Below are 23,270 nucleotides of genomic sequence, written 5' to 3' on the forward strand. Positions count from 1 at the left end.
ACAATGTTAAGGCAGATCCCCCTTTCATGGACCTCGCTGGTGCTGACATTGCTGGTGACATTCAGCGCGGTCTATTCAATCACAGTCGGACCGATGGCCATCAGTGTCAGCGATAGCCTGAAAAGCCTGCTGCTCAGTTCCAGTGATGTGGCTAACCATGTGCAGATGGTGATCCATCAAATCCGCTTTCCGCGTACGGTGCTGTGTATGCTGGTCGGTGCTATTCTCGCCCTGTGTGGCACCGTGATGCAGGGATTGTTCCGCAATCCGCTGGCAGAGCCAGGTATTATCGGTGTTTCCGCGGGGGCCATGCTTGGGGCTGCCATCGCGATTGTCATGCTGGCGAACCTGAGCAGCAGTCCAACCTGGCTCAATACTTTAGGGCTGCCTCTGTTCGCATTTGTCGGCGGAGCTCTGACGACTATTCTGGTCTATCGCCTTGGCACCAGTTCCCTCGGCACCTCGGTCACCATGATGCTGCTGGCCGGTGTTGCCATCAGTGCGCTATCAGGAGCAGGCGTGGGCTACCTCAACTTTGTCGCCGACGATCAAATGCTGCGTGATCTGTCCCTCTGGTCGATGGGCTCATTTGCGGCGGCCAGTTGGTCCAATATCGCGCTGTGCGCGGTGACATTGCTGCTGTTGTTGAGTTATGCCTCTCGCCACACCCTGGCGCTGAATGCGCTGCTGCTTGGTGAGTCAGAAGCTCGTCATCTGGGCATTGAGGTTGAACGTCTCAAACGCAATATGATTGTCCTGTCTGCCCTTGGTGTCGGCGTGACCGTTAGTGCAGTCGGCATGATAGGTTTTGTCGGCCTGGTCGTGCCTCATCTAGGGCGTATGCTGGTTGGCCCGGATCACCGCAACCTCGTCCCGGTTTCGGCCTTACTCGGCGCTTTGCTCTTAACCATCGCGGATATGGTATCGCGCCAGATTATCGCTCCGGCTGAACTGCCGATTGGTATTGTCACCGCGTTGATCGGGGCCCCCTTCTTCCTCTATCTACTGTTTCAACAAAAAGGAAAACTGTCGTGATGAGCACTCCGGCCATTCAGGCCCGCGGGCTGCACGTTCAATTCGGGCAACGTGTTATTCTGAATAATCTTAATGTGGATATTGATTGTGGCCAGGTCATTGGGCTACTGGGCCCCAACGGTGCCGGTAAAAGCACCCTGCTTAAGCTGCTGAGTGGCGAGATAGCCAGCGAAGCAGAGATTCGGGTATTTGGTCAGCGCCGCCAACAATGGGAGAAAAGTGAACTGGCACGCCATGTTGGCCTGCTGCCGCAGTCGAGCAGCCTCAGCTTTGCCTTCACCGCACAGGAAGTGGTGGAGCTGGGGGCGATTCCGCTCAGTGTCAGTCGTCAACAAGTGACCGAACTGGCAAGACACTATATGCATGTCACCGATGTCGCCCACCTCGCGCACCGCCTGTATCCATCGTTGTCCGGAGGAGAGAAACAGCGCCTGCATTTAGCCCGGGTGCTGACCCAGCTTCATCAGGCCGGATCGCAGAAAATTTTAATGCTCGACGAGCCCACTTCGGCACTGGATTTGGCTCATCAGCACAACACGCTGCAAATCGTCCGTCAATTGGCAACCGAAGAACAGTGCGCCGTGATTGTAGTACTGCATGATCTCAACCTCGCTGCACAATATGCTGATCGTATGCTGCTGCTGAGTGAAGGTGAACTGGTGTGTGATGCCGCGCCCTGGCAGGCGCTCACCACACAGACCATACAACAGGTTTATGGTTTCCGGGCCGTCATCGCTGCGCATCCGACCCTGGCCTTTCCGGTCGTCTATCCTGCCAAGTAAGCGTTATTGGTATTGAAAATCAAAAGGCCAGCATGTCTTCATGCTGGCCTTTTGATTACTTTTCTCATGATGCTGACGTTGGATGATGCTTACGTTCTCATGATAATTACTTACTCATGCGAATTACTTACTCATGGTAATAAGAGATTTACCAATCAACCATTCGACTTTTTCATCACTGCCTGAGCCGAGTTTTTCGTCAGCCAGTTTGTACAGACGTTCCAGGCCATTGTAGGCGAACTCCTGTGCACGTTCAGCAATCACGACGTGCTGGAAAACCAGACGAAGAATGGCAACAAATTCTGAGTTGTCCAGCGCTTTCATCCAGCTTGAAACAAAGGATTCTTGGCCATTATCAAAATCAAGATGCTCAACAAACAGGCTGAACATACGGCCGTCCAGTGCTGAAGCAAAATCGGTTTTCTTGGGAAAATGGTGGCTGATTCCAGTACGTGACACACCGGTCTGCTGGCTCAGAGTGGTGTATGACATTTTGTCATAGCCGAGGGTCAATAACTGTTCGACAACCGCATCCATGATGGTCTGGATGGTGATTTCGGTATCTTCTTTGCTACGCTTTGGCATGGTTAAGGCTCTTCTTATGTACTTTTATGTAGTTCCATACAATGTTGGTTTCCAATGATAAATATCATTGATTACGTTTTATCAATGCCTTGCACAACGTGGTGGCATCAACGGCTCGAACCACCTGAGGACGTACATCAGCCAACCTCCACAGTGACCAATGCACTCATTGAATGGATGAAAACACCCGCTTAAACATCGGTGAGTTACCGATAAAATTCGACACATCAATATTTCCGACCCGTGAATCATCTAATAAACCTTTAGTTAAGGCAATAAATTTCAGTAAGCTACGCCAAATTAATGACACCCAAACTTACAATAAATTGACTAAACTCACACTCAGAATTGTCACAAAAGTGCCACTCACACCGATTAGGCGCCCAAAAAAGAGTTCACTCACTACGTCTCCAGGCTGAGTGAGAATCTGATCAACTTTCACAAACCAAGAGATTTGGCAGCAGAAAATCGTGCAACTCACTCATCCTTGATCAGGCGCAAACTTTCGCGCATTTTTGCTTAAAACAACCATAGCCGGGCCAGAGCGAGCGGAGTAAGATACCCTCATGATTTGTAAGAGGATGGTAAGATGAGCAACCAAACCTACCGAGAACAGGAAGTGTGTGAAGCATGTGGTGTCGCCGGTGAAATGGGCTTCATCATCCGCGAAGGGGATGATGTCGCTGAAGTAACTATTTTTGCCGACTCAGAGCCGCAAATGCGCGCAGAACTGGACAAGTACCTCACATTGGCTGAGCAGGTAAACAAAAACGTTGAGCACGAAGTCATGCCGTTAGCCGACGATGCCAAAGAGATGCACGTGCGATTCAAATTTGAAGTCAGTGCGGAAAAATTAATTTTCGAGCTCAGATCCCGCTCGCTGGCACGTTAATAACCCAATTATCGGGAATGGTTAACGTCAGCCCGGAGCCGCATTCCGGGCCTGACAGGAGAGCGAGCCGTCAGGACTCGCTTTGTTATCACCATTATTGTGACCATTTTTGTGACATTGTGCGCTTTGATGATGATTTTTCCGCCTCTATCATTGCAGCCACTGTGCACGCTGGCGATACTGAAGCCATCACTATTGTCTGGATTGCTGACATCGGCATGCACTACCCGCTCATCGCTCTGCTCACATTACTGGCCGCCCTCTCTGCATCGGCCGAACCACTCGACCACTATCAAATCCTGAATTATCTGGATAACTACGGTAATCTGGAATTACGCAATAAGCCTTTCACCGCACTGCCAGACAACATGGAACTCAAGGGCAATCTGAGTATCGCCAAAACAGGCATCACTAAACTGCCTCGCGGGCTGAAAATTGAAGGCAGCCTGGATGCAGCCAACAGTCAACTGGCACAAGTGCCACGCGGTACATTTATTCGCGGCTACGCCAACTTACTCGGTTCGCAAATCCAGCGCTGGCCGGCTGGAATTAATCTTGGCGGTTATCTCAATCTGACTGACACGCCACTGGTTGGATTGCCGCCGCGTTTGAGAGTGAAAGGCGACTTGAGTGTCATGCGCACCCCTTTAACCGAACTGCCGGATGGATTAGTCGTGGAAGGGAATCTGTTTATTGGCGGCTCGCAAATCAGCGCCTTGCCGGATAACTTAACCGTTAATGGCAATATCTATCTGGGCGGTAACCGTATCAGCCACTGGCCAGCTAATCTTACCCTGGGCGGCGCTGTCGCCCGCTGAGCCAGTACCATTCGGGAACAAAAAAGAGAAGCAGCTGCTTCTCTTTTTGTCCTTTATTATCAGGTGTTACTTGCGGTGACGCACCGGGTTGGCATAACTATCAAGCAAGTAAGGATGCGCACCTTCAGGCAGATGGGCCAGTTTCTCCTGCAGCTTAGCGCGCACCGCTGGCGTGATATCTTCATGTTCTTCACCTGCGGCCAGCAGATTAATCGGATACAGCTTATAGTGCGTGTGGATCTGGCGGTCAATCTCTTGCGCCAGTGCCTCTGGAGTCTCATACGGCTGATCGATCACATCGCCAAACGCGACATGGATACGGCCTTTTTCACCGACAATACCCTGAATGATACTTTCGATATCTTCAAACTCTGATTTTTCGTACTTGCCGTGCGTGGCCTTCTCATACAGTTCGCGCGCTTTAGCAATATCACACGGGTCATTCTCATAAGAGATAGAGACCGGCACGATTTTCAGTGACTGAATGTAATCAGCAAACTCAGCTTTCTGTTTACGTCCTTCAACATGGAACATTTTCAGGATCGCCGGATCGGTATAATCGTTGCCATCTTTGGCACGGCCTTCCTTCTGTGCAATCCAGATTGAGTTACCGGTCTCCAGCGAATGCTTAATGTAGGCTGACAAGGTACCCAGCGCTTTCATCATTTCACGCGGGCCCTTGGCGGAACGTTTCACAATAAAACTTTTGTTCAGCTTCATCAGTTCAGTGGCACATGGTTTCTTCAGCAGGTTATCGCCGATTGCAATACGTACAGTGCGATGCCCGGAAACATAAAGACCATAGTTTACCAGCGCCGGATCCATCGCGATATCACGGTGGTTAGAGATAAACAGGTACGAGGTACTTTTATCCAGCTTGTCGAGGCCACTGTATGTCACACCATGCGTGGTGTGCTCCAGCGTTTGATCAAGGTACTTTTTCACTTCCCGCTGAATAACATCAACGGACTTCAGTTTAGCCCATTTGAATTTCAGATAGGCTTTAACAAAAGGTCCCATCAGAGATTGCAGCCAAGCCGGCTGACGCTCAAAACGGTGCTGCAAAATGGCAGCGATAAACTCTTCGTCATTAATCAGACGATTAATGGCGGCAGGAATCTCTTCGTCATTGTAAGGACGAATGTCTACATAAGGATCGTTTGTTGAAGTCATATTATTTTACATCAAATAAAAAGCTGGCCTATTCTACGCGTAGTCACCATCAGTCGCAGCTATCGTTACCACATAATTCACAAGGTCAGACCAGAACACGTGATAAAGGTTTCTTAAAAGTGACAGAAATATTTCCGCCTGTCACAACTCTCAGTAGGCTTATTTCATACCACTTCACTGGGTATTTGGCTTTTTTCAGGGAAAGCGTTACCCTTAGCGCCCTTCTATTGCTCGAGGCTATCCATGAACTACGCTATCCAATCTGAAACGTGCTTATTTCCCTACCTTGAAGCCACGTCGCGTAAGCGCGCCGTTAAGCACAGCCTGATTCATGTGGAGCGTGGTTTAGTGCTGGTCAAACTCGGCAAGCAGGAATACGCCATTGAGGCGGATCAAGCGCTGTGGATACCGATCGACTGTCTGAGTGCACTGACGTTTTTCCCCAACACACAAATTCAGCGTATCGATTTTTCGGTTCGATTGCCTGATACCTTTCCGCATCAGGCGGGCCTGGTTAAACATAGCGAACTTAGCCGGGCGGTACTTAACCGTCTGCGACAACTTGCTAGTGATCAGCAAGTCAGCCGTGAAGACGAAGTGTATCTGCATTTACTGCAAGTGATAAAAAGCGAAGTAAAAAACTTTGAACCTAAGCTGCCTCATTCGACATTTAATCAGTCTTTAGCCGCCTGGTCACCACAGGCACACCATGGGTTAAGCAAAGAACAGCATTTAGTCTTGCTGGTACGTGAAGCGATGAAACGTCGCCAGTCAGGCGGAAAAGAAGCGCAAATCGTTGCCGAACTGTTTGCTGACAACAACAGCCAGTATCAGCAGATGTGTCAGATCGTACTAGGTAAAACGCTCTAGGCTCCAGCACGAAGCGCAGCAGCCAACAGCACTGGATATCAGTCAGGACAGCGTTCAACCGGCGTGACTCTCACGCCGGTTGAGTCGATTAAGCTACAATCTTGAAGCCCAGTCGGTTGAAGACCAGTCTCCCAGCCTCAAATTGCTAACCAACAATTTCGACGTCTGTCTCCGGGACGCAGCAACACGCCAGCACCACACCCATATGACGTTCATGCGCCGGCAGCGCCGGCACCTGAGGTTGATGCACCTTGCCCGATTGTACTGTGACTTTACAGGCGCCACACAAACCGGCGCGACAACTGCTTTCGATGTGAATACCGGCTTCTTCTGCCTGATCAAGCAGTGGCGCCTGATTATTGCCGCTGAACACTTTTCCATTAATGCTAAGCTGAACGGTTTTAAGCTCTTTTGGCGCCGTTAGCGCGACACCAAAGGCTTCCTGATGATAAGCCGTTTGCGGCAGTCCCTGTTTGAGCAGCAAATTTTTCGCCTTTTGCATAAAACCATCCGGCCCGCACACAAACACCTGACGCTGAGTTACCTCTTTCACTTGCTTGAGGTGAGACAGCGAAAAACGCCCCTTCAGACCAAACCAGTCCAGCGGTGCCTGGGTAAGCGAAATAAAGACTTTAAGGCCGGTAAACTGGCTTTCCAGTTGTTTCAGCTCGTCACGCACCGGGATATCTGCCACTGAACGACACTGGTGGTAAAACACGACGTCGTCGATTTGATCATGATCCGCCAGATAACGCAGCATCGACAGCATCGGGGTCACCCCACTGCCAGCCGACAACAACAGCAGTGGCTGACGCGACTGACTCCCATCGAGGTGAAAGCTGCCATCCGGCGCTTCGGTCGTTAATGCATCACCAACTTGCAGATGATTCACCAGCCAGTTCGACACCCGGCCACCATCAATACGCTTGACCGAAATCGCCAGACGTCCGGGACGCGAAGGACTGGATGACAAGGTATAACGGCGTGCTATCCGCTCCCCTTCGATCACCAGCTCAATCGGCAGATGCTGCCCAGGCAGGTAAGCCGGCAACTCACCCTGCTGCGGCTCAAGCCAGAAGGTAACGAAATCACGCGCGATTTCTTCCCGCTCCACGCAAGTCATGCGGTAATGACGCAGCCCCTGATCCTGATACGCTTCTTTTTCTTTGTATTCCAATACTTGCACCACATCACCGGCGCGAATCATGCCTTCATTTTTCGCCACCAGGTTCTGGCCAAAAAACACTCCGCCACGCTCGTTGGCGCGAAATTGCGATAAGGTGCGCAGTGGCTCCTGAGTGGGACGAAATGTGCCCGTTTCCACATCCACCGTAGTCAGAATACAGCGCTCACAGGGCTTCACCGCTTCAAACTCGACGTCGCCAATCCGAATCCGTTTCCAGCCGTCCTCGGCGAATGGTTCCGTCCCGGACACCACCAGATTCGTACGGAATTGATCCATACTGTGGCGCTCCGGACTGCGGCGATTGAGCTCTTCGAGGGAGCCTTCACTGATCACCAACAGCGGATAACCGTCGGCAAAGCTGACGTTACTGCCGACTTTTTCCCGCACCCGGTTAGACTGCTGGCCACTAAACAGTAACTCAACCCGCTGACCCAACACCTCGCTGAACCAGTCATCCGCTTCATCGGTGGTGGTATAGGCAATAAAGTTATCTTTCCAAACCTGTGCCGGCGCTTCCTGCAACTTGAAATCCACATAACGCAGCGTCAGCGGCGGCTTATCTTGCGCAGTAAAGATCAAGCCATCCGGGGTCAGAGTCGAATGCACTTTCACCATCGCGGGATACTTGCGCGCCGTGACCATGCTGCCATCAGCCAGCGCCACCATAAAACGGCGGTCAAACATCAGCCCCTGCTTTTCTACCCAGGCGGTAGACAGAGCGATGCCGGCTACTGACTTAACCGGATAGACATTAATTTGAGAGAGATGAGCGGACGACATGGCATTTCCTTAGCGCAATAAGAATGAGATATGATGCGGTGATAATAATTCGATGTGTGAGGTGATAATAAAACAATTTCACGCTGACGACTAACCTGCTTGCATAATGGAGAGATACGGCGATAAAAAGTGAGAAAAATGCCGCTTTCAGACGAAGATCAAATTAAGGGGTGAAATTGGCCCCCTTTTCCTCTATCATCCTGTCGCCTAAACGGAAGCGTTTGCGTCATACGGACATCCGCGTTTTTTGCGGTCAGGCAGACAGTTTAGGCTCCAATCACTCAACGACTTCATGGTGGGAGCAATACATGACAACACTTACGATCACTCGTCCTGACGACTGGCACGTTCACCTGCGCGATGGCGAGGTCCTGACCGATACAGTACGTGATATCAGCCGCTACAACGGACGCGCGCTAATCATGCCCAATACTGTCCCACCTGTGATTAATACCGAAATGGCGCTGGCCTACCGCGAGCGTATCATGAACGCGCAGCCACAAGGCCAGTTTGAGCCGCTGATGTCACTCTACCTGACTGACAACACCAGCGCAGACGATATCCGCAGCGCCAAGGCATCCGGTGCCGTTGTCGCTGCCAAGCTTTACCCGGCGGGCGCCACCACCAACTCAGACTCTGGTGTCACCTCAGCGAAAAATATTTACCCTGTACTGCAAGCGATGCAGGAAGAAGGGTTGCTGCTGCTGGTGCACGGCGAAGTGACTACGCACGATATTGACATTTTCGACCGTGAAAAAACCTTCCTAGACACCGTACTGGCTCCGATCGTGCACGATTTCCCGAATCTGAAAATAGTCCTCGAGCACATCACCACGGCCGATGCTGTCGAGTTCGTCAACAAAGCCGGTGACAACGTCGCGGCAACGATCACCGCGCATCACCTGATGTACAACCGTAACCACATGCTGGTTGGCGGTATCCGCCCGCACTTTTACTGCCTGCCAATCCTGAAACGCGCGACCCACCAGCACGCGTTGGTTGCAGCCGCGACCTCAGGCAGCAAGAAATTTTTCCTTGGCACCGATTCAGCGCCGCATTCCAAGGGCAAAAAAGAGACGGCCTGTGGCTGTGCCGGTTCGTACACCGCACACGCGGCACTGGAACTGTATGCGGAAGTATTCGAACAGGAAGGTAAGCTTGATCAACTGGAAGCCTTCGCCAGCCACAATGGCCCGGATTTCTACGGTCTGCCGCGTAACAGCGACACCGTTACCCTAAGCAAACAAGCCTGGAACGTGCCAGCGGAAATGCCGTTTGGCGGCGAAACCGTAGTGCCGATTCGTGGCGGCGAACAGGTGCTGTGGACAGTCAAATAACCGTGACCACTGAGTCAGTAGCCTAACGGCCGAAAACAAACGCAAAGAAGAGGCTTCGCCTCTTCTTTTTTATTGCACTGATTGGCAACGTTGCATAACTGGTGACTGGCAGAGAAGAAAAGCGTTAGTCTATTCATTCACTAGTAAATCACCATTGAAATGTTTTATCTTGTCGATAACGACAACTTAGTGACCGCGTACTTTGTGCACGACTTCCATCACCGCCACCACAAGCAGACCTGCCACGACCCCAATCAGCCCGTTCAGCAGCGCCGGAACCAAGTCTGAAACCAGGGTAAGCTCCGGAATACGCATAATCACAGGCTCAATCCAGTGATGAATGACCGGCACGTTATGCACCACGATACCACCACCGACCAAAAACATCGCTGCGGTCCCCACCACTGTCAAACCTTTCATTAGCTTAGGCGCGAACGCGACTAAGGCTGCTCCTATCACTGCCAGACCACCTTTACCCTGAGATTTACGCTCCAGATAAAAACCAAGATCGTCGAGTTTGACAATCCCGGCCACCAGGCCATACACACCGGCCGTCATGATCACCGCAATCAGGCTGACCACCGCAATCTGGGTCAACATCGCGTATCCCTGCACTGTGCCCAGCGCAATGACGATAATCTCCGCAGAAAGAATAAAATCGGTCCGGATCGCCCCCTGAACCTTTTTGGTTTCATACTCCTCAAGACTAACCTGACTGAGCTCTTCCATCGCCTGCTCAGGCTGTTTCTTTGGCTGCGGGTGAAACAGCTTCTCCAGCACTTTCTCCGCCCCCTCATAACAGAGGAACAAGCCGCCCAGCAACAGCAAAGGCATGATAAGCCAGGGCGCAACAGAGCTGATGATCAGCGCCGCAGGCACCAAAATACATTTATTACGAAATGAACCTTTGGCAACCGCCCAGACCACCGGAATTTCCCGTTCAGCGGCAACGCCTGACACTTGCTGTGCATTGAGCGCCAAATCATCGCCCAGCACACCCGCAGTTTTTTTGGCGGCCATCTTGGACATCACTGCTACATCATCCAGCACGGTCGCGATATCATCTAACAGGGTTAATAAACTTGCACCAGCCATTCTCGTCTCTTCATCTCGGTTTAATCAAACAATACGCAACGAAATGTAACATCATCCGGGCCTGTGCGCGAAATAAAGCCGGCTTTTTTCTCGTGCCGCTACCGTTGGTAACGCCCGCTACTTGTCTCAGCAGATAACTGGGATTACTCTTGGTTTTTTCTCCTTAGTCACAGGGAAAGTTATGCACAGTGCTTACACTTATCCAATCGGAACCCCAGGTCAGAAATGGGGTGATGAAGAACGCCAGACCTGGCGTGCTCAAACCAGTATCAAACGCGAATATCAGCAGCTGGTAATACCTGAAATCGAAGCCTTACGCGCTCGGTTTGATGTGGTTCAGTATGGCGCGCTCTCTTATGATCCAGCGCGCTATCCGCTGTGGTGTGTGAAAACCCGCGCCTGGCAGGATGACAAACCAACGGTACTGATCACTGGCGGTGTGCACGGCTACGAAACCAGCGGCGTGCATGGTGCGCTGCAGTTTCTGGCCACAGAGGCGAGCCGCTTTGAAAGCGAGGTCAATCTCGTGGTAGCGCCATGTGTCAGCCCTTGGGGTTATGAGACCATCAATCGCTGGAACCCGAATGCGCTCGATCCGAACCGTTCGTTCTATCCGGGCAGCCCGGCGGAAGAGTCTGCCGCGTTGATGGCACTGGTGGCTGAACTGCCAGATATTTTGCTGCATATTGATCTGCACGAAACCACCGACACGGATGAAAGCGAGTTCCGCCCGGCACTGGCCGCACGTGATGGTATTGCCTATGTCGCCGGCTCGATTCCGGACGGCTTCTACACGGTCGGCGACAGCGATAAACCGCAACTGGCCTTGCAGACGGCTATCATCGAGGCGGTGCGCAAGGTGACCCACATTGCACCAAGCGACGAGAACGGCCAGCTGATTGGCTCCGATGCGGTTCAGGAAGGCGTGATTCTCTATCCGATGAAAAAACTGGGCTTGTGTGGCGGCGTCACCGATTGTACGTACACTTCAACCACCGAAGTCTATCCAGACAGCCCGCAGGTGACTGCTCAGGAATGCAATGACGCGCAGGTCGCGGCGGTGGTCGGCGCGCTGGAGTACGTGCTAGCCCAGTGATAAGCATGGTGCATAGCACGCCGCGGATAATGGCGTGCCACGGATAACACTGGTCGACACTCTCCATCATCGGTCCTAAAGCAGGCGGTTTTTGTATTGCTCCGGGGTCTGCCCGGAGTATTTTTTAAACATCGAGATAAACGGACTGGCCTGGTTGTAGCCTAAAGTCAGTGCGACTTCTTTGACCGAATGACCGCTGCGCAGCAATTCCATGGAATACAGATAACGGACCCGCAGACGCCACTCGGTAAAGCTCATACCCAATTCAGCCTGACAATGGCGTGCCAGTGTGCGTTCCGTTGCATGGACTTTTTCCGCCCACTGCTGCAGGCTGGTGTCATCGGTGGGGCTCTCTTCCACGGCCGCCAGGATGGGTGCCAAATACTTATTATTACTTGATGGCAGAAAATGGTGCTGGCTTTCCTGAGTCGCCAGTTGATCGAGCAGCACCTGAACCAGACGTTTATCCTGCAGTGATTCTGCCACGCTTATCTGGCGGCGACGAAAATCATCAATAATCGCTGACACGATCGGGGTGACTTTGATTAAGCAGGTCCGGCTCGGAAACGCCGTGGTCATATCGGCAGCAATGTTGAGCGAACAGTACTCGATTGGCTTACGGTTAAAACTTTTATGCCGGATACCCGCCGGAACCCAAATCGCCAGATGAGGTGGTGCGAGAAAACGGGTGTCCTGCGCTTCCATCTCCAGAATACCACCAGATATCAGTTGCACCTGGCCCCAGGCATGACTGTGCTCACGGGTTTCTGTGTTGGACAGAAAGGCTTCAAAATTCATAAATACATCGGAGGGTGCCTGCTCAATCGACAAAGAGGGGTGAAGGTTTCTGGCGCGTTTTCTCAAAGTTGTCTTCCTATCGCTCGCGATGTCTTTTTGAAGATATATATAATTATATAGACCTGTCACACTTAACGCCAATACTACTTGATATCGACATCACCTGGCATCAGGGTCGTTGGCTAGCCAGGTCAGCAGGTGTCACATCAATTCGGTAGCAGCACGCAATCGTAATTCATACATTGTCTTTATCGATTTACTTCAGAACGTTGAGGCTGACATGATCTATCTCTTACCTATGTTTACAGTACTGATTTGGGGGGCCAACACCCTGGTCAATAAACTGGCCTCCCACATTATCGAACCCAGTGCCATGAGCTTTTACCGCTGGCTGCTGGCGATGGTGATTCTGACTCCGCTCTGCTTGCCCGGTGTACTTCGGCAATGGACGATTATTCGTCCTTACCTGGCTAAACTCGCGTTCCTGTCGCTGCTGGGCATGGCGCTAAACCAATCGCTTGGTTACTACGCCGGTCTCACCACCAGCGCTTCAAATATGTCATTAATCACTTCACTGATCCCTCTGCTGAGTATCTTCTTCAGTGTGCCGCTGCTGGGTAAACGTCTCTCTGCACTGAGTATCGTCGGTGCCGTGCTATCGCTGGCCGGGTTGGCATTTATGCTTGGCCAGGGTGACCTGCTGTTTTTTATCGATCAGGATATCACCCAAGGTGACGGTCTGATGGTCCTGTCGGCGGCGGTCTACGCCCTGTACTGCGTGCTGCTTAAGCGCTGGAAAATGCCATTCAGCAACTGGACACTGATCTACCTGCAAGGCTCTCTGGCGGTGGTCATGCTGGCACCACTCTGGCTGACCAGCGAGCACTTACTACCACCGCAAGAGTCGTTGCCATTGATCGCCTACGCAGGTATTGCCGCCTCCTTACTGGCGCCATGGATGTGGGTCAAAGCCATCGACGTGCTCGGAGCTGACTCGACCGCTATATTTATGAACCTGCTGCCTGTGGTGTCGGTAGCGCTGGCAGCAGGGTTGCTGGATGAACAGATCCACGTCTATCATCTGCTGGGCGGTCTCATGGTGCTGAGCGGGGTGATTCTGGCTCAGATCAAGCGTCCGCTGCGCAGCACTCCGCCAGCCACTGCCTTACCGCTTACCTCACCACGACCTTAAACAGCTCACCGACAGTATAACCCGCTGGCCGGACTCGGAATTTGATAAAAACGCGCATTGAGGCGCGTTTTTTATTGCCAACACAGAGCAAACAAAAACAAAACATTGCGCAAAGGTTACAGATTCGTTATTAGTTAGACATGCGTGCATGAAGTCTTGCGCACAATGTGGCAAAGACGCGTTCAAATCATAAAGGAAGAGCCGATGAGCAGTGGCAAACGAGATATAACTCTGCGCTTTCTAGCAGAGCCCGGAGATGTAAACTTTGGCGGTAAAGTACACGGCGGCGCCGTGATGAAATGGATCGACCTAGCTGCATACGCCTGCTCCGCAGCGTGGAGCGGAAAATACTGTATCACCGCCTACGCCGGCGGTATTCGTTTCGTGGCACCGATTCTGGTCGGCAACCTGGTGGAAGTCAGCGCTAAGGTCATTTATACCGGTAAAACCTCAATGCACATTGCGATTGATGTCCAGGCCACGGATCCGAAAGAACTCAACAATCATCTCACCACACACTGCATTGTGATTATGGTCGCCGTGGATGAAAACGGTAAACCAACGCCGGTTCCGGAGTGGATCCCGACCACCGATGAAGACATCGCACTGCGTCAATCGGCCATCCGCCTGATGAATATGCGTACTGAAATCGGCGAAGAGATGGAAGCGCACGTTAAATATCTCAAAGCCCGCTAAATCTCGCACAAATCCACCCAATCAGAAATAGTCCAGATACGACATCAGGTGAGCTGACAACGTATCTGGCTAATTTTATTCAGCCTTGTCATCTAACCTTCATTTTTCTTTGCTTTACTACTTCATTAGCTGGCAAAGGTATGCCTGCCTATTGGCACAAGCAGAGAGCAATAGATGTCGTTAACCCTCAGTGATATCACCCTCAGTGAGAACACCCTGTCTGATACTAGATCGGTTGAATACCAGTGGGTACGGACCATGTACGTGGAAGGCTATCCCCCGTTAGAGATTAATCATTACATTCAGGCCTGCTTTGGCGGAGATGAAACCTTTGCCGATCTGTTTCGTAAAGTGGCTCTGCAGCAGGAGAGCCTGTACGTGCTGCTGCGTTATATCGGGTGCGCGCCATCCAGTCGCGAGCTGTGATTTGACCCATTATCGTTGTCGCCTTGCAACGAAGAGTGATCTTCCATCGTTTCAATCGCACACAGTAAATAGGCCCGAGCAATGCCCGGGCCTATTGTTTACAGTTCAATTGTACCGTTTTGACAGGTCAATCCTATCGCTTGTCGTGATGCTAACCTTTCACACCACCAGCCGTCAGGCCACCCACCAGCCAGCGCTGCGCCAGCAGGAAAACAGCGGTAATTGGCAAAGCCGATAACACTGCGGCCGCGGCAAAATCACCCCACAGGTAATTTTGCGGATACAGATATTGCTGCATCCCTACCGCCAATGTGTACTTATCGACATCCGACAGCAGCAGCGAAGCCACCGGTACTTCCCCCACCACCATGATGAAGGAGAGGATAAACACCACCGCCAGAATTGGCACTGACAATGGCAGCAGCACCAAACGGAATGCCTGCCAAGGAGTTGCACCATCCAGTGCAGCCGCTTCTTCCAGCGAGTTATCGATGGTTTCAAAATAGCCCTTGATAGTCCAGACATGCAGTGCGATCCCCCCCAGATAGGAGAAGATCAAGCCACCATGGGTATTGAGGCCCAAAAACGGGATGTACTGGCCAAGCTTATCAAACAGCGCATATATCGCGACCAGAGCCAGCACAGCCGGGAACATCTGGAAGATCATCATCGCTTTCAGAATGGTCTCTTTGCCTTTAAAGCGCATGCGGGCAAACGCGTAGGCTGAAGTGGTCGATAAGCAGACAATCAGCACCGATGAAACCGCCGCGATTTTAACCGAGTTCCACAACCAGGTCAGAACCGGAAAAGGAGGCGGTGTCACACTGCCATCTGCGTTAGTGACCGAGAAACCGAGTGCCAGTTTCCAGTGCTCCAGGGACGGATTTTCCGGAATGATGCTACCGGTCGCAAAATTACCTTCGCGGAATGAGATAGCCACCACCATCAGCAACGGAAAGATGATCAGCGCCAGAAACGCCCACAGCGCAATATGTGTCGCCCACACACGGTATTTGAGCGATGTTCCTTGTACCATAGCCATAAGTGTCGCTCCTTAATTCTGGCTGACTTTAGTAAAACGCAGGTTAAGCAGCGCAAGCGCTCCCACCAGCAGGAAGATCAGCGTCGCAATCGCGCTCGCCAGACCAAAGTCCTGGCCACCGGCACCTTCGAATGCAATGCGGTAGGTATAGCTCACCAAGAGGTCGGTGTAACCAGCTGGCTCAGAGGTACCTATCATGTTCGGACCGCCCGCCGTCAACAGCTGAATCATAACAAAGTTATTGAAGTTAAAAGCAAAGCTGGCAATAAGCAGCGGTGTGAGCGGCTTAATCATCAATGGCAACGTGATCTTGGTAAAGTTGTGCACGAAGTTCGCGCCATCGATAGCTGAAGCTTCGTACAAGTCATCCGGAATCGCTTTCAGCAAGCCCATACATAAAATCATCATGTAGGGGAAACCCAGCCAGGTATTGACGATCAACACCATGCATTTCGCTAGGAACGGATCCGAGAACCAGGCCGGACTGAGGCCAAACAGACCTTGCAGCACCATATTGATTTCACCAAAGCTCTGGTTGAACAGACCTTTAAAAATCAGAATCGAAATGAACGCCGGTACTGCATAAGGCAGAATTAACAGCACACGATAAAAAGCGCGGCCTTTGAGCTCTTCCCACTGCACCACACTCGCCAGCACCAGACCAATCACCAGAGTAAAGATCACGGTCAGCACAGAGAACAGCACAGTCCAGATAAAGATACTGATAAATGGCTCTTTGATGCCTTCGTCTTTCCAAACCCGTTCAAAGTTATGGGTACCGATTGAAACAATAAAACCAGGTGACACCGTACTGCCGACAAACTGCCCCTGCTCGTTAACCGGTTGGTAGAAACCGACCTCCAGATTCGGTCGCAGCATCTCTCCGTTCTGGTTATTGATTAGCGTTTCGCCATCATCCTGCAGGGTGTAAAGCGGCGCCACAGCGGCGAATTTACGCAGTCCGCTCATGCGAATCGCGTTGCCATCCGGCAGCGTCAGATTCAACGCCCCGAGAGCATCACGGTGACTGATGATGGTTTTAATCGCCTCTTTATCGCCCGTCACATCCTGGACCGGAGTCAGCGCTAACGACTGCCCGCTCGCATCGAGACTAAACACCGGAGTGGCGTACTGAGTTTCACCATCCTGAATGGTGATGCGGTAACCTTGTTCGGTGCTAAGCAGCGAAAACGGATAGCTCGCTCCACTCTGAAACGTGCGGTCCATCAGTACCGACTGGGCTCGATCAAAAGAAAGTTGGTTTTTGGCACTGTAATTGGTAAACGCCAGATTGACCGTATAGGCTAACGGAAACAGAATGAATAAGATCATTCCGGCGATACCCGGGTAAATATAACGATGGGCGTAAGTCTTTTTACTGCCAAAGATGTAAAGTGCCAGAGCAGTAAGAATAATGGTCAGCAATGCAAAAGCGAGCTCACCACGGGAATACATCAAAACTGTTGCATATCCATTCACGAGACCAACGGCGGCTAATACACTCCACTTAATGATGGTGCGATTGTTATTGGTCGGTGGTGTCATTGCGGATGCTGACATAGCCTCTGTACCTTGGATTGACTGCATAGAACAACCTGCTAGCGAAATAAAACTGGAAAGTAAGGAGGAGTTGCCCCCTCCTTAAAAGGTGAATCTGGGATTACTTCGTCATCTGTTTTTCAGCATCCGCAAGGGCTGCATCAACAGTCTGACGGCCATCAACCACGTTGATGATTGCGTTCTTAGCTGCGCCCCAGAACGCATTCATTTGTGGGATGTTTGGCATGATCTCGCCGTTCATCGCGTTATCCATGGTCGCAGCAATACGCTGATCCGAATCCAGTTCACGCTGGAATGAACTCAGAGCAACCGCACCCAGTGGCTTATCGTTATTGACCGCGCGCAGACCTTCATTAGTCAGCAGGTAGTTTTCGATAAACTCAACCGCCAGATCTTTGTTTGGTGATGCAGTACTGATACCAGCGGTCAGCACACCAACGAACGGTTTAGAAGACTGGCCATTGAATTTAGGCAGAGTGGTCACACCGTAGTTGATACCTGACTTGTCAATATTGCCCCATGACCACGGACCATTGATGGTCATGGCCGTATTGCCTTTGTTAAATTCCGCTTCAGATACAGAGTAGTCCATATCGGCCGAAATCACGCCTTTATCAACCAGACCTTTAACAAAATTCATCGCATCTTTGACGCCTTGCTTGTCGATACCTGCGTCTTTTACATCGTAGCCAGAAGAAGTGTATTTAAATGCATAGCCACCATCAGCAGCCATCAGAGGCCAGGTAAAATACGGTTCTTTCAGGTTCCACATGATGGCTGATTTACCGTTTTTCTTCAGCTGAGCATCCAGCGCGGCCACTTCTTCCCAACTTTTTGGCGGATTAGGGACCAGATCTTTATTGTAAATCAGTGACAGCGACTCAACCGCTACCGGGTAACCGATCAGCTTACCTTGATACTTCACGGCATCCCAGGCGAAATCAACAATACCGTCTTTGATCGCTTGTGACGGTTTGATCTCCGTCAGCAGACCCGCTTCCGCGTAACCACCGAAACGATCATGTGCCCAGAATACGATATCGGGACCATCACCCGTTGCCGCTGTCTGTGGGAATTTGTCCTGCAGACCATCCGGATGCGCAACAGTGACTTTAATACCAGTTTCTTGTTCAAACTTTTTACCAACTTCAGCCAGACCGTTGTAACCTTTGTCACCGTTAATCCAGATAGTCAGTTGTCCTTCCTGGATGGCAGCGTGTGCGCCAAACGAACCAAGAGCGACCAGAGTGCTGAGCGCTACAGTGCTTAGGGCGTTTTTCATGTTCATATCCTTGTTTTATTTATGTTGTAGGGCTTACCGGTGAGGTTTCGCCGTATTTCGCCACATATCATCAGAAAAAAACGGGCTCATCTCATCCTCCTACTCCCTACGCCCCTGGTATTATGGCTTATTTTCGTGATCCGAATCGTTGCCTGTTAGAGAGAACAATCACAAAAAAATGCCCCTTTGTGATCTACTTCATGTTCAGACCCGTCAATAATTTGAACTGGATCTCTCAGGCCATTCCAGCCCCTCCTCCACCTCATCCTTACCTACTCCCCCGCAAAAAATAAGTTTAGGAGGATGTGCTGCTGGGCAGCTTCAAGGAAACTAATCCCATCCAAAGAGTGGATGGTAAGAATCTTTTTCGGTATTGAACCTTAATACTGGCTTGCATTGCCGGGCTCATTTGCTGCTGCAGTCGACGCGTTCGTGGTCATTATTGTACGGGGGAGACGCACGCTGCAGCGGGGGGAAGCAAACAGGCTCTTGGCTTTGACGGGTGATGGTTTCTTCAAACCCTTTGTTTGAAGACATCACCCTTTCTTTTCTTACCTGTTATTCTTATCTGATAAAATAAGAGGTTGCGCGTTAAGACGCAGAGTCCCGGCCACACAAGGCCGAGGAGTCACCTCAATATATCCCTACTTTTACTGCCTGCGGCAAAATTTGCTGAGAATCTACTTACAGAGGCGGTAATCATTAAAAATCTTGATCCGAGGACGAGCTAGATGGCGAGTGTCAGCTTAAAAAACGTGTGTAAAGCTTATGGCGATGTGATGATTTCCAAGAATGTGGATCTGGAAATCCAGGAAGGCGAATTTGTCGTCTTCGTCGGTCCGTCAGGCTGTGGTAAATCCACCCTGCTGCGTTGTATTGCCGGACTGGAAGACATTACCTCTGGTGATCTGTTTATTGGTGAGCAACGCATGAATGATGTCGAACCTTCCAAACGCGGGGTCGGCATGGTATTTCAGTCTTACGCCCTCTATCCGCACTTGAATTTGCACGACAACATGTCATTTGGCCTCAAACTGGCCAAAGCCGACAAAGCCGAGATCAGTAAACGCGTTGAACACGCAGCCGATATCCTGCAATTGAGCCATCTGCTGGATCGTCAGCCAAAGGCCTTATCGGGCGGCCAGCGTCAGCGTGTCGCCATTGGCCGGACTCTGGTCTCCCAACCCAATGTTTTCCTGCTCGATGAGCCGCTTTCTAACCTCGATGCTGCGCTGCGGGTACAGATGCGCTCCGAAATTACTAAGCTGCAGCGCAAATTAGGCTGCACCATGATTTACGTCACCCACGATCAGGTCGAAGCCATGACCATGGCTGATAAAATCGTAGTACTGGACGCCGGTTTTGTGTCTCAGGTCGGTAAACCACTCGAGCTTTACCACTACCCACAGAATCGTTTTGTGGCCGGTTTTATCGGTTCACCAAAGATGAACTTCATGAGTGTCACTATTGACGAAGCGGAAAAAGAGCGGGTTAAAGTTCGGCTGTCAAACGGCTTCGCCTTCTGGATCCCGGTTGATGGCACGACAGTCACGGTCGGTGAACGTATGTCGCTGGGCGTACGTCCTGAGCACCTGCTGGAAGCGCAGCGAGGTGATGCTCAAATAGAAGGAAAGGTGATGATCGTGGAAAAACTGGGCAACGAAACCCAGGCCTACATGAACGTTAAAGGCTCAGATTCAGATATCATCTATCGTCAGCCTGACACCCTGGACATTGAGGTCGGCGATAGCCTGGCAATTGGTATTCCGGCCCATCGTTGCCATCTGTTCCATAGTGATGGCCGCGCGTGTCGCCGCTTGTTTAAAGAGAAGGGCGTCGAATTCAACAACTAATCTCTGTCAGGCAGGACTAATATCCTTCGCCTCATATGGTTATAACCTCAGATGTTTATTACCTCTGACCGCAAAAGCCCGTTCAAATCAATGAACGGGCTTTTTCATTTCCGTCATGCTGCGCTAGCTGACACTTTCCGCGGGTTGCGGCATTCTGCTACGTCGCAACACCGGCTTTTTCACCACCAGATAAACCGCCACAGCGGCCAGTACAAAGCCCAGCGCCCCCAACCGATCAAAAGATTCCCCAAAGCAAATCCAGGCCTGAATTGCAGTGGTCGGCGGTACCAGGTAAAACACCGACGCAACACTAGATGATGCGCCATGTTCAACCATATACAGCAGCAGCAAAATCGCAATGCATGACAGCACCACCACCAGCCAGCCGAGCGTCATAATGAATGTCGGGGTCCATTCCACCTGCATGGTTTCAAACTGCATCGCAGCAGGCAACAGCAGCGCAACCGCAGCCACATATTGCACCAAGGCACCGCCGAGCAAATCAACACCCTGACATAACTTCTTCTGATACAGCGTACCGACCGTAATACCGATCAAAGAAACCACACACATACCAATGGCTGCCCATTTGTGTGCGTCCGACTGCCACTCAATATTACCCATCAGCACACAACTGATGCCGGCAAAACCCAAGGCAAGCCCGAGCCACTGAGCGAGATTAAGCCGCTCACTGCCCATCAGCAGCAGGATCAGCGCAGTAAATATCGGTTGGCTACCGACCAGCAGTGAGGCTAAGCCCGCCGGGATCCCCCAGTGAATCGCCTGAAAGGTGCCCCCCAGATACAAACCATGGATAAACAGCCCCGATACACAGGAGTGCCAGAACTGACGGCCAGTCGGGATACGGCGTTTGAGCAGCATGATCAGTAGCGCAAACAGCACCACATTTAGCACCATCCGCAGACTGAGAAAGGTCATCGGCTCGGCATATTCAAGACCGAAACGGGCCCCGACAAAGCCGGATGCCCAGAGTATTACGAACAGAAAAGGAATCATTTTGATGAGCATAGTATTTCTCTGGCAGTCTAATTATTGTGGCGCCATTCTAATTAGGCACAGAATGACAAAAAAGGCACAGTTGATGTAGAATTAATGGGTACAGTGTTAACCTAGGCAGCCAGAATGAGCGAAGAGTTTAAATATCAGGATATCGAGCTGGCAATACGCCGCGCCATTGAAGGCGGCCTGTTTCAGCCCGACGAAAAACTGCCCTCGATACGGGGCTTAATGACCCAGCATCAGGTGGGTAAGAATACCGTCATTCGCGCTTATCAGGTTCTGGAAGCTCAGGGCTGGATTTACTCTCTGCCCCGCTCGGGATATCGTGTCGCTGAACGTAAATCCAGTCTGGATAATCAGGCCAGTGAGCCAAGCCGGGTTGATTTACTGTCGATGTCTAAATCTATTCTGGCTGCGCCTGTGATCAAGCATAATATGCCGGCAGGCTCCGCCCATCCTTGTACGGATTCACCGGCTATTCGCAGTTTGTATGCTGAAATCGGCCGCCACAGCCGGATGCAAACCCATATTCCCAGTCACTATCAACTGCCTCCGGGCAATGATCAACTGGTGAACCAGATACGCAAAATCTGCCGCGATCTCGGTATTGATGCAAGATTGCGTGATATCGCCATTACCAACGGCGGCCAGCAGGCATTAAGCCTGGCTTTTCGCGCCCTGACCCAACCCGGCGATATTGTCGCCGTTGAATCCCCCTGCTATTTTGGCACCCTACTGCTGCTTGAGTCACTGGGGCTAAAGGTGGTCGAAATCCCAAGTCAGCTCACCACAGGGATGGATATCGAAGCGCTCAAACAAGCCATCAGCCGCTGGCGCATCAAGGCTGTCATGGTCACGCCGAATTTTAACAATCCGACCGGAGCGCTGATGCCGCTGGCTCATCGCCAGGCGCTGCTGGATGTCACTGAATCAATTCCCATTATCGAAGACGACGTGTTTGGCAGCCTGGGATTTGCACAGGCGCTACCGAGCCTGAAGAGTTTGGATCAGCAGGAACGGGTGATTTACATCAGTTCGTTATCGAAAACGCTCGATTCGAGACTGCGTATCGGCTGGATTATCGCCGGACGCTATATGAATCAGATCGAGAAAGTCCTGCTGAGCGAAAATATGGGCAGTCTCAATTTGATCCAGTCGGCGGTCGCGGCTTTTCTCTCGACCGGCAGATACCGCACTCATCTGACGCGCATGCGACGCCTGTATCAGAGCCGGCAACTCCGATTCGCCCAGATGCTCTCTCAGGCATTTAACTCACATCCGGAGCTCAATGGCCGCTACCACCTGTCACGTCCGCAGGGCTCTTTCCTGTGCTGGCTGACGCTGCCGGCAGAGGTCGATACCCAGCAGGTCTATCAACACTGCCTGAGTCAGAAAATCAGCCTGCTACCCGGGCACTTGTTCGCTAATCAGGGACAATTTACCCAATGTATCCGCTTTAGTGTTTCCAATCTGGAAGATGAAACGCGCTGGCAAAAAAAGTCTGCAGATACTGGCTGAGATAATAGTGCAGCAGCTCACCCGCAGCAGTGGTAAAACATTAGCGGGCCAACATAATCAGAGCTAAACGATTGACCCAACAGAGCTAAGAAGCTCGCTAATTGCGTGACCAGCACGTAAAGTGGTTTCAGCGCATACAGTTGTCTGTGAGCATACAGCTATCGCAGCACATTAAATTGTCTCTGCGCGTGAATTTGTCTCAACCGATAATCGATTATGCTTGAGGATATCGGT

Annotated in this window: 20 protein-coding genes and 1 pseudogene; 12 read left to right on the forward strand and 9 right to left on the reverse strand. The window is 51.3% G+C overall.

Annotated elements, in window-relative coordinates; translation table 11 throughout:
* The first annotated feature begins 3 nt into the window (after positions 1 to 3).
* Both KNV97_RS03465 and KNV97_RS03470 read left to right on the forward strand, forming a co-directional pair.
* Positions 4 to 1,035, forward strand: a complete 1,032-nt coding sequence (locus tag KNV97_RS03465) for a FecCD family ABC transporter permease (protein ID WP_218561526.1) — start codon at positions 4 to 6, stop codon at positions 1,033 to 1,035.
* Positions 1,035 to 1,817 carry a heme ABC transporter ATP-binding protein gene (locus tag KNV97_RS03470; protein ID WP_218562124.1) on the forward strand — a complete coding sequence of 261 codons (783 nt, stop codon included), beginning with the start codon at positions 1,035 to 1,037 and terminating at the stop codon, positions 1,815 to 1,817. Before KNV97_RS03465 ends, KNV97_RS03470 begins: the two co-directional genes overlap by 1 nt.
* A gap of 123 nt (positions 1,818 to 1,940) precedes the next feature.
* Here KNV97_RS03470 and KNV97_RS03475 read toward each other — a convergent pair whose 3' ends face one another.
* Positions 1,941 to 2,402 carry a TetR family transcriptional regulator gene (locus tag KNV97_RS03475; protein ID WP_136483817.1) on the reverse strand — a complete coding sequence of 154 codons (462 nt, stop codon included), beginning with the start codon at positions 2,400 to 2,402 and terminating at the stop codon, positions 1,941 to 1,943.
* Between the two features lie 589 nt (positions 2,403 to 2,991).
* Between KNV97_RS03475 and KNV97_RS03480 the strand changes: the two genes are divergently transcribed.
* Positions 2,992 to 3,294 carry a YfcZ/YiiS family protein gene (locus KNV97_RS03480; RefSeq protein WP_136483816.1) on the forward strand — a complete coding sequence of 101 codons (303 nt, stop codon included), beginning with the start codon at positions 2,992 to 2,994 and terminating at the stop codon, positions 3,292 to 3,294.
* 218 nt (positions 3,295 to 3,512) lie between these two features.
* Positions 3,513 to 4,112 (forward strand): hypothetical protein, encoded by a 600-nt coding sequence (locus KNV97_RS03485; RefSeq protein WP_218562125.1) that lies wholly within the window; start codon positions 3,513 to 3,515, stop codon positions 4,110 to 4,112.
* Between the two features lie 66 nt (positions 4,113 to 4,178).
* Here KNV97_RS03485 and KNV97_RS03490 read toward each other — a convergent pair whose 3' ends face one another.
* On the reverse strand, positions 4,179 to 5,285 hold the full coding sequence (locus KNV97_RS03490; RefSeq protein ID WP_136483815.1) for a 1-acyl-sn-glycerol-3-phosphate acyltransferase: 1,107 nt from the start codon (positions 5,283 to 5,285) through the stop codon (positions 4,179 to 4,181).
* 243 nt (positions 5,286 to 5,528) lie between these two features.
* Between KNV97_RS03490 and KNV97_RS03495 the strand changes: the two genes are divergently transcribed.
* A complete protein-coding gene (locus tag KNV97_RS03495; protein ID WP_136483814.1) occupies positions 5,529 to 6,155 on the forward strand; it encodes an AraC family transcriptional regulator in 627 nt (208 codons plus the stop codon).
* A 145-nt stretch (positions 6,156 to 6,300) separates the two neighbouring features.
* Here KNV97_RS03495 and KNV97_RS03500 read toward each other — a convergent pair whose 3' ends face one another.
* Positions 6,301 to 8,121 (reverse strand): hybrid-cluster NAD(P)-dependent oxidoreductase, encoded by a 1,821-nt coding sequence (locus KNV97_RS03500; protein WP_218561527.1) that lies wholly within the window; start codon positions 8,119 to 8,121, stop codon positions 6,301 to 6,303.
* A gap of 308 nt (positions 8,122 to 8,429) precedes the next feature.
* On the opposite strand from KNV97_RS03500, the gene pyrC reads away from it, so the two are divergent.
* Complete coding sequence (gene pyrC / locus KNV97_RS03505) at positions 8,430 to 9,458, forward strand: dihydroorotase (protein ID WP_218561528.1); 1,029 nt, start codon at positions 8,430 to 8,432, stop codon at positions 9,456 to 9,458.
* Positions 9,459 to 9,644: 186 nt separating this feature from the next.
* On the opposite strand, the gene KNV97_RS03510 is transcribed toward pyrC, so the two are convergent.
* Positions 9,645 to 10,553: a DUF808 domain-containing protein gene (locus KNV97_RS03510; RefSeq protein ID WP_136483811.1), complete on the reverse strand. Its 909-nt coding sequence runs from the start codon at positions 10,551 to 10,553 to the stop codon at positions 9,645 to 9,647.
* 181 nt (positions 10,554 to 10,734) lie between these two features.
* Between KNV97_RS03510 and KNV97_RS03515 the strand changes: the two genes are divergently transcribed.
* The gene (locus KNV97_RS03515; RefSeq protein WP_218561529.1) at positions 10,735 to 11,649 is read left to right on the forward strand and encodes a M14 family metallopeptidase; all 915 of its coding nucleotides are present in this window, start codon (positions 10,735 to 10,737) and stop codon (positions 11,647 to 11,649) included.
* 75 nt (positions 11,650 to 11,724) lie between these two features.
* Here KNV97_RS03515 and KNV97_RS03520 read toward each other — a convergent pair whose 3' ends face one another.
* Positions 11,725 to 12,513: an AraC family transcriptional regulator gene (locus KNV97_RS03520; protein WP_136483809.1), complete on the reverse strand. Its 789-nt coding sequence runs from the start codon at positions 12,511 to 12,513 to the stop codon at positions 11,725 to 11,727.
* A 214-nt stretch (positions 12,514 to 12,727) separates the two neighbouring features.
* Here KNV97_RS03520 and KNV97_RS03525 point away from each other — a divergent pair, with 214 nt between their 5' ends.
* The 3 genes from KNV97_RS03525 to KNV97_RS03535 all read left to right on the forward strand — a co-directional run bounded on the left by KNV97_RS03525 (position 12,728) and on the right by KNV97_RS03535 (position 14,761).
* Positions 12,728 to 13,639 carry a DMT family transporter gene (locus KNV97_RS03525; RefSeq protein WP_218561530.1) on the forward strand — a complete coding sequence of 304 codons (912 nt, stop codon included), beginning with the start codon at positions 12,728 to 12,730 and terminating at the stop codon, positions 13,637 to 13,639.
* 204 nt (positions 13,640 to 13,843) lie between these two features.
* On the forward strand, positions 13,844 to 14,335 hold the full coding sequence (locus KNV97_RS03530; protein ID WP_136483807.1) for an acyl-CoA thioesterase: 492 nt from the start codon (positions 13,844 to 13,846) through the stop codon (positions 14,333 to 14,335).
* Between the two features lie 174 nt (positions 14,336 to 14,509).
* The gene (locus KNV97_RS03535; protein ID WP_218561531.1) at positions 14,510 to 14,761 is read left to right on the forward strand and encodes a hypothetical protein; all 252 of its coding nucleotides are present in this window, start codon (positions 14,510 to 14,512) and stop codon (positions 14,759 to 14,761) included.
* A 151-nt stretch (positions 14,762 to 14,912) separates the two neighbouring features.
* Here KNV97_RS03535 and malG read toward each other — a convergent pair whose 3' ends face one another.
* The 3 genes from malG to malE form a co-directional block, all read right to left on the reverse strand.
* Complete coding sequence (malG, locus tag KNV97_RS03540) at positions 14,913 to 15,803, reverse strand: maltose ABC transporter permease MalG (RefSeq protein ID WP_136483805.1); 891 nt, start codon at positions 15,801 to 15,803, stop codon at positions 14,913 to 14,915.
* A 12-nt stretch (positions 15,804 to 15,815) separates the two neighbouring features.
* Positions 15,816 to 17,390, reverse strand: a complete 1,575-nt coding sequence (malF, locus tag KNV97_RS03545; RefSeq protein ID WP_218561532.1) for a maltose ABC transporter permease MalF — start codon at positions 17,388 to 17,390, stop codon at positions 15,816 to 15,818.
* 73 nt (positions 17,391 to 17,463) lie between these two features.
* Complete coding sequence (gene malE / locus KNV97_RS03550; RefSeq protein WP_136483803.1) at positions 17,464 to 18,645, reverse strand: maltose/maltodextrin ABC transporter substrate-binding protein MalE; 1,182 nt, start codon at positions 18,643 to 18,645, stop codon at positions 17,464 to 17,466.
* A gap of 731 nt (positions 18,646 to 19,376) precedes the next feature.
* Between malE and malK the strand changes: the two genes are divergently transcribed.
* A complete protein-coding gene (gene malK, locus KNV97_RS03555) occupies positions 19,377 to 20,498 on the forward strand; it encodes a maltose/maltodextrin ABC transporter ATP-binding protein MalK (RefSeq protein ID WP_218561533.1) in 1,122 nt (373 codons plus the stop codon).
* Between the two features lie 123 nt (positions 20,499 to 20,621).
* Here malK and KNV97_RS03560 read toward each other — a convergent pair whose 3' ends face one another.
* Complete coding sequence (locus tag KNV97_RS03560; RefSeq protein ID WP_218561534.1) at positions 20,622 to 21,527, reverse strand: DMT family transporter; 906 nt, start codon at positions 21,525 to 21,527, stop codon at positions 20,622 to 20,624.
* A gap of 114 nt (positions 21,528 to 21,641) precedes the next feature.
* Between KNV97_RS03560 and KNV97_RS03565 the strand changes: the two are divergent.
* Positions 21,642 to 23,103 (forward strand): annotated as a pseudogene (locus KNV97_RS03565) (aminotransferase-like domain-containing protein).
* Positions 23,104 to 23,270: the final 167 nt, after the last annotated feature.

It is taken from the genome of Vibrio ostreae (assembly GCF_019226825.1).
Taxonomy (GTDB): domain Bacteria; phylum Pseudomonadota; class Gammaproteobacteria; order Enterobacterales; family Vibrionaceae; genus Vibrio; species Vibrio ostreae.

What these genes read in the sequence shown, in the direction of transcription:
- KNV97_RS03465 (WP_218561526.1), top strand. Translation starts at nt 4, where the DNA reads ATGTTAAGGCAGATCCCCCTTTCATGGACCTCGCTGGTGCTGACATTG.
- KNV97_RS03470 (WP_218562124.1), top strand. Translation starts at nt 1,035, where the DNA reads ATGAGCACTCCGGCCATTCAGGCCCGCGGGCTGCACGTTCAATTCGGG.
- KNV97_RS03475 (WP_136483817.1), bottom strand. Translation starts at nt 2,402, where the DNA reads ATGCCAAAGCGTAGCAAAGAAGATACCGAAATCACCATCCAGACCATC.
- KNV97_RS03480 (WP_136483816.1), top strand. Translation starts at nt 2,992, where the DNA reads ATGAGCAACCAAACCTACCGAGAACAGGAAGTGTGTGAAGCATGTGGT.
- KNV97_RS03485 (WP_218562125.1), top strand. Translation starts at nt 3,513, where the DNA reads ATGCACTACCCGCTCATCGCTCTGCTCACATTACTGGCCGCCCTCTCT.
- KNV97_RS03490 (WP_136483815.1), bottom strand. Translation starts at nt 5,285, where the DNA reads ATGACTTCAACAAACGATCCTTATGTAGACATTCGTCCTTACAATGAC.
- KNV97_RS03495 (WP_136483814.1), top strand. Translation starts at nt 5,529, where the DNA reads ATGAACTACGCTATCCAATCTGAAACGTGCTTATTTCCCTACCTTGAA.
- KNV97_RS03500 (WP_218561527.1), bottom strand. Translation starts at nt 8,121, where the DNA reads ATGTCGTCCGCTCATCTCTCTCAAATTAATGTCTATCCGGTTAAGTCA.
- pyrC (WP_218561528.1), top strand. Translation starts at nt 8,430, where the DNA reads ATGACAACACTTACGATCACTCGTCCTGACGACTGGCACGTTCACCTG.
- KNV97_RS03510 (WP_136483811.1), bottom strand. Translation starts at nt 10,553, where the DNA reads ATGGCTGGTGCAAGTTTATTAACCCTGTTAGATGATATCGCGACCGTG.
- KNV97_RS03515 (WP_218561529.1), top strand. Translation starts at nt 10,735, where the DNA reads ATGCACAGTGCTTACACTTATCCAATCGGAACCCCAGGTCAGAAATGG.
- KNV97_RS03525 (WP_218561530.1), top strand. Translation starts at nt 12,728, where the DNA reads ATGATCTATCTCTTACCTATGTTTACAGTACTGATTTGGGGGGCCAAC.
- KNV97_RS03530 (WP_136483807.1), top strand. Translation starts at nt 13,844, where the DNA reads ATGAGCAGTGGCAAACGAGATATAACTCTGCGCTTTCTAGCAGAGCCC.
- KNV97_RS03535 (WP_218561531.1), top strand. Translation starts at nt 14,510, where the DNA reads ATGTCGTTAACCCTCAGTGATATCACCCTCAGTGAGAACACCCTGTCT.
- malG (WP_136483805.1), bottom strand. Translation starts at nt 15,803, where the DNA reads ATGGCTATGGTACAAGGAACATCGCTCAAATACCGTGTGTGGGCGACA.
- malF (WP_218561532.1), bottom strand. Translation starts at nt 17,390, where the DNA reads ATGCAGTCAATCCAAGGTACAGAGGCTATGTCAGCATCCGCAATGACA.
- malE (WP_136483803.1), bottom strand. Translation starts at nt 18,645, where the DNA reads ATGAAAAACGCCCTAAGCACTGTAGCGCTCAGCACTCTGGTCGCTCTT.
- malK (WP_218561533.1), top strand. Translation starts at nt 19,377, where the DNA reads ATGGCGAGTGTCAGCTTAAAAAACGTGTGTAAAGCTTATGGCGATGTG.
- KNV97_RS03560 (WP_218561534.1), bottom strand. Translation starts at nt 21,527, where the DNA reads ATGCTCATCAAAATGATTCCTTTTCTGTTCGTAATACTCTGGGCATCC.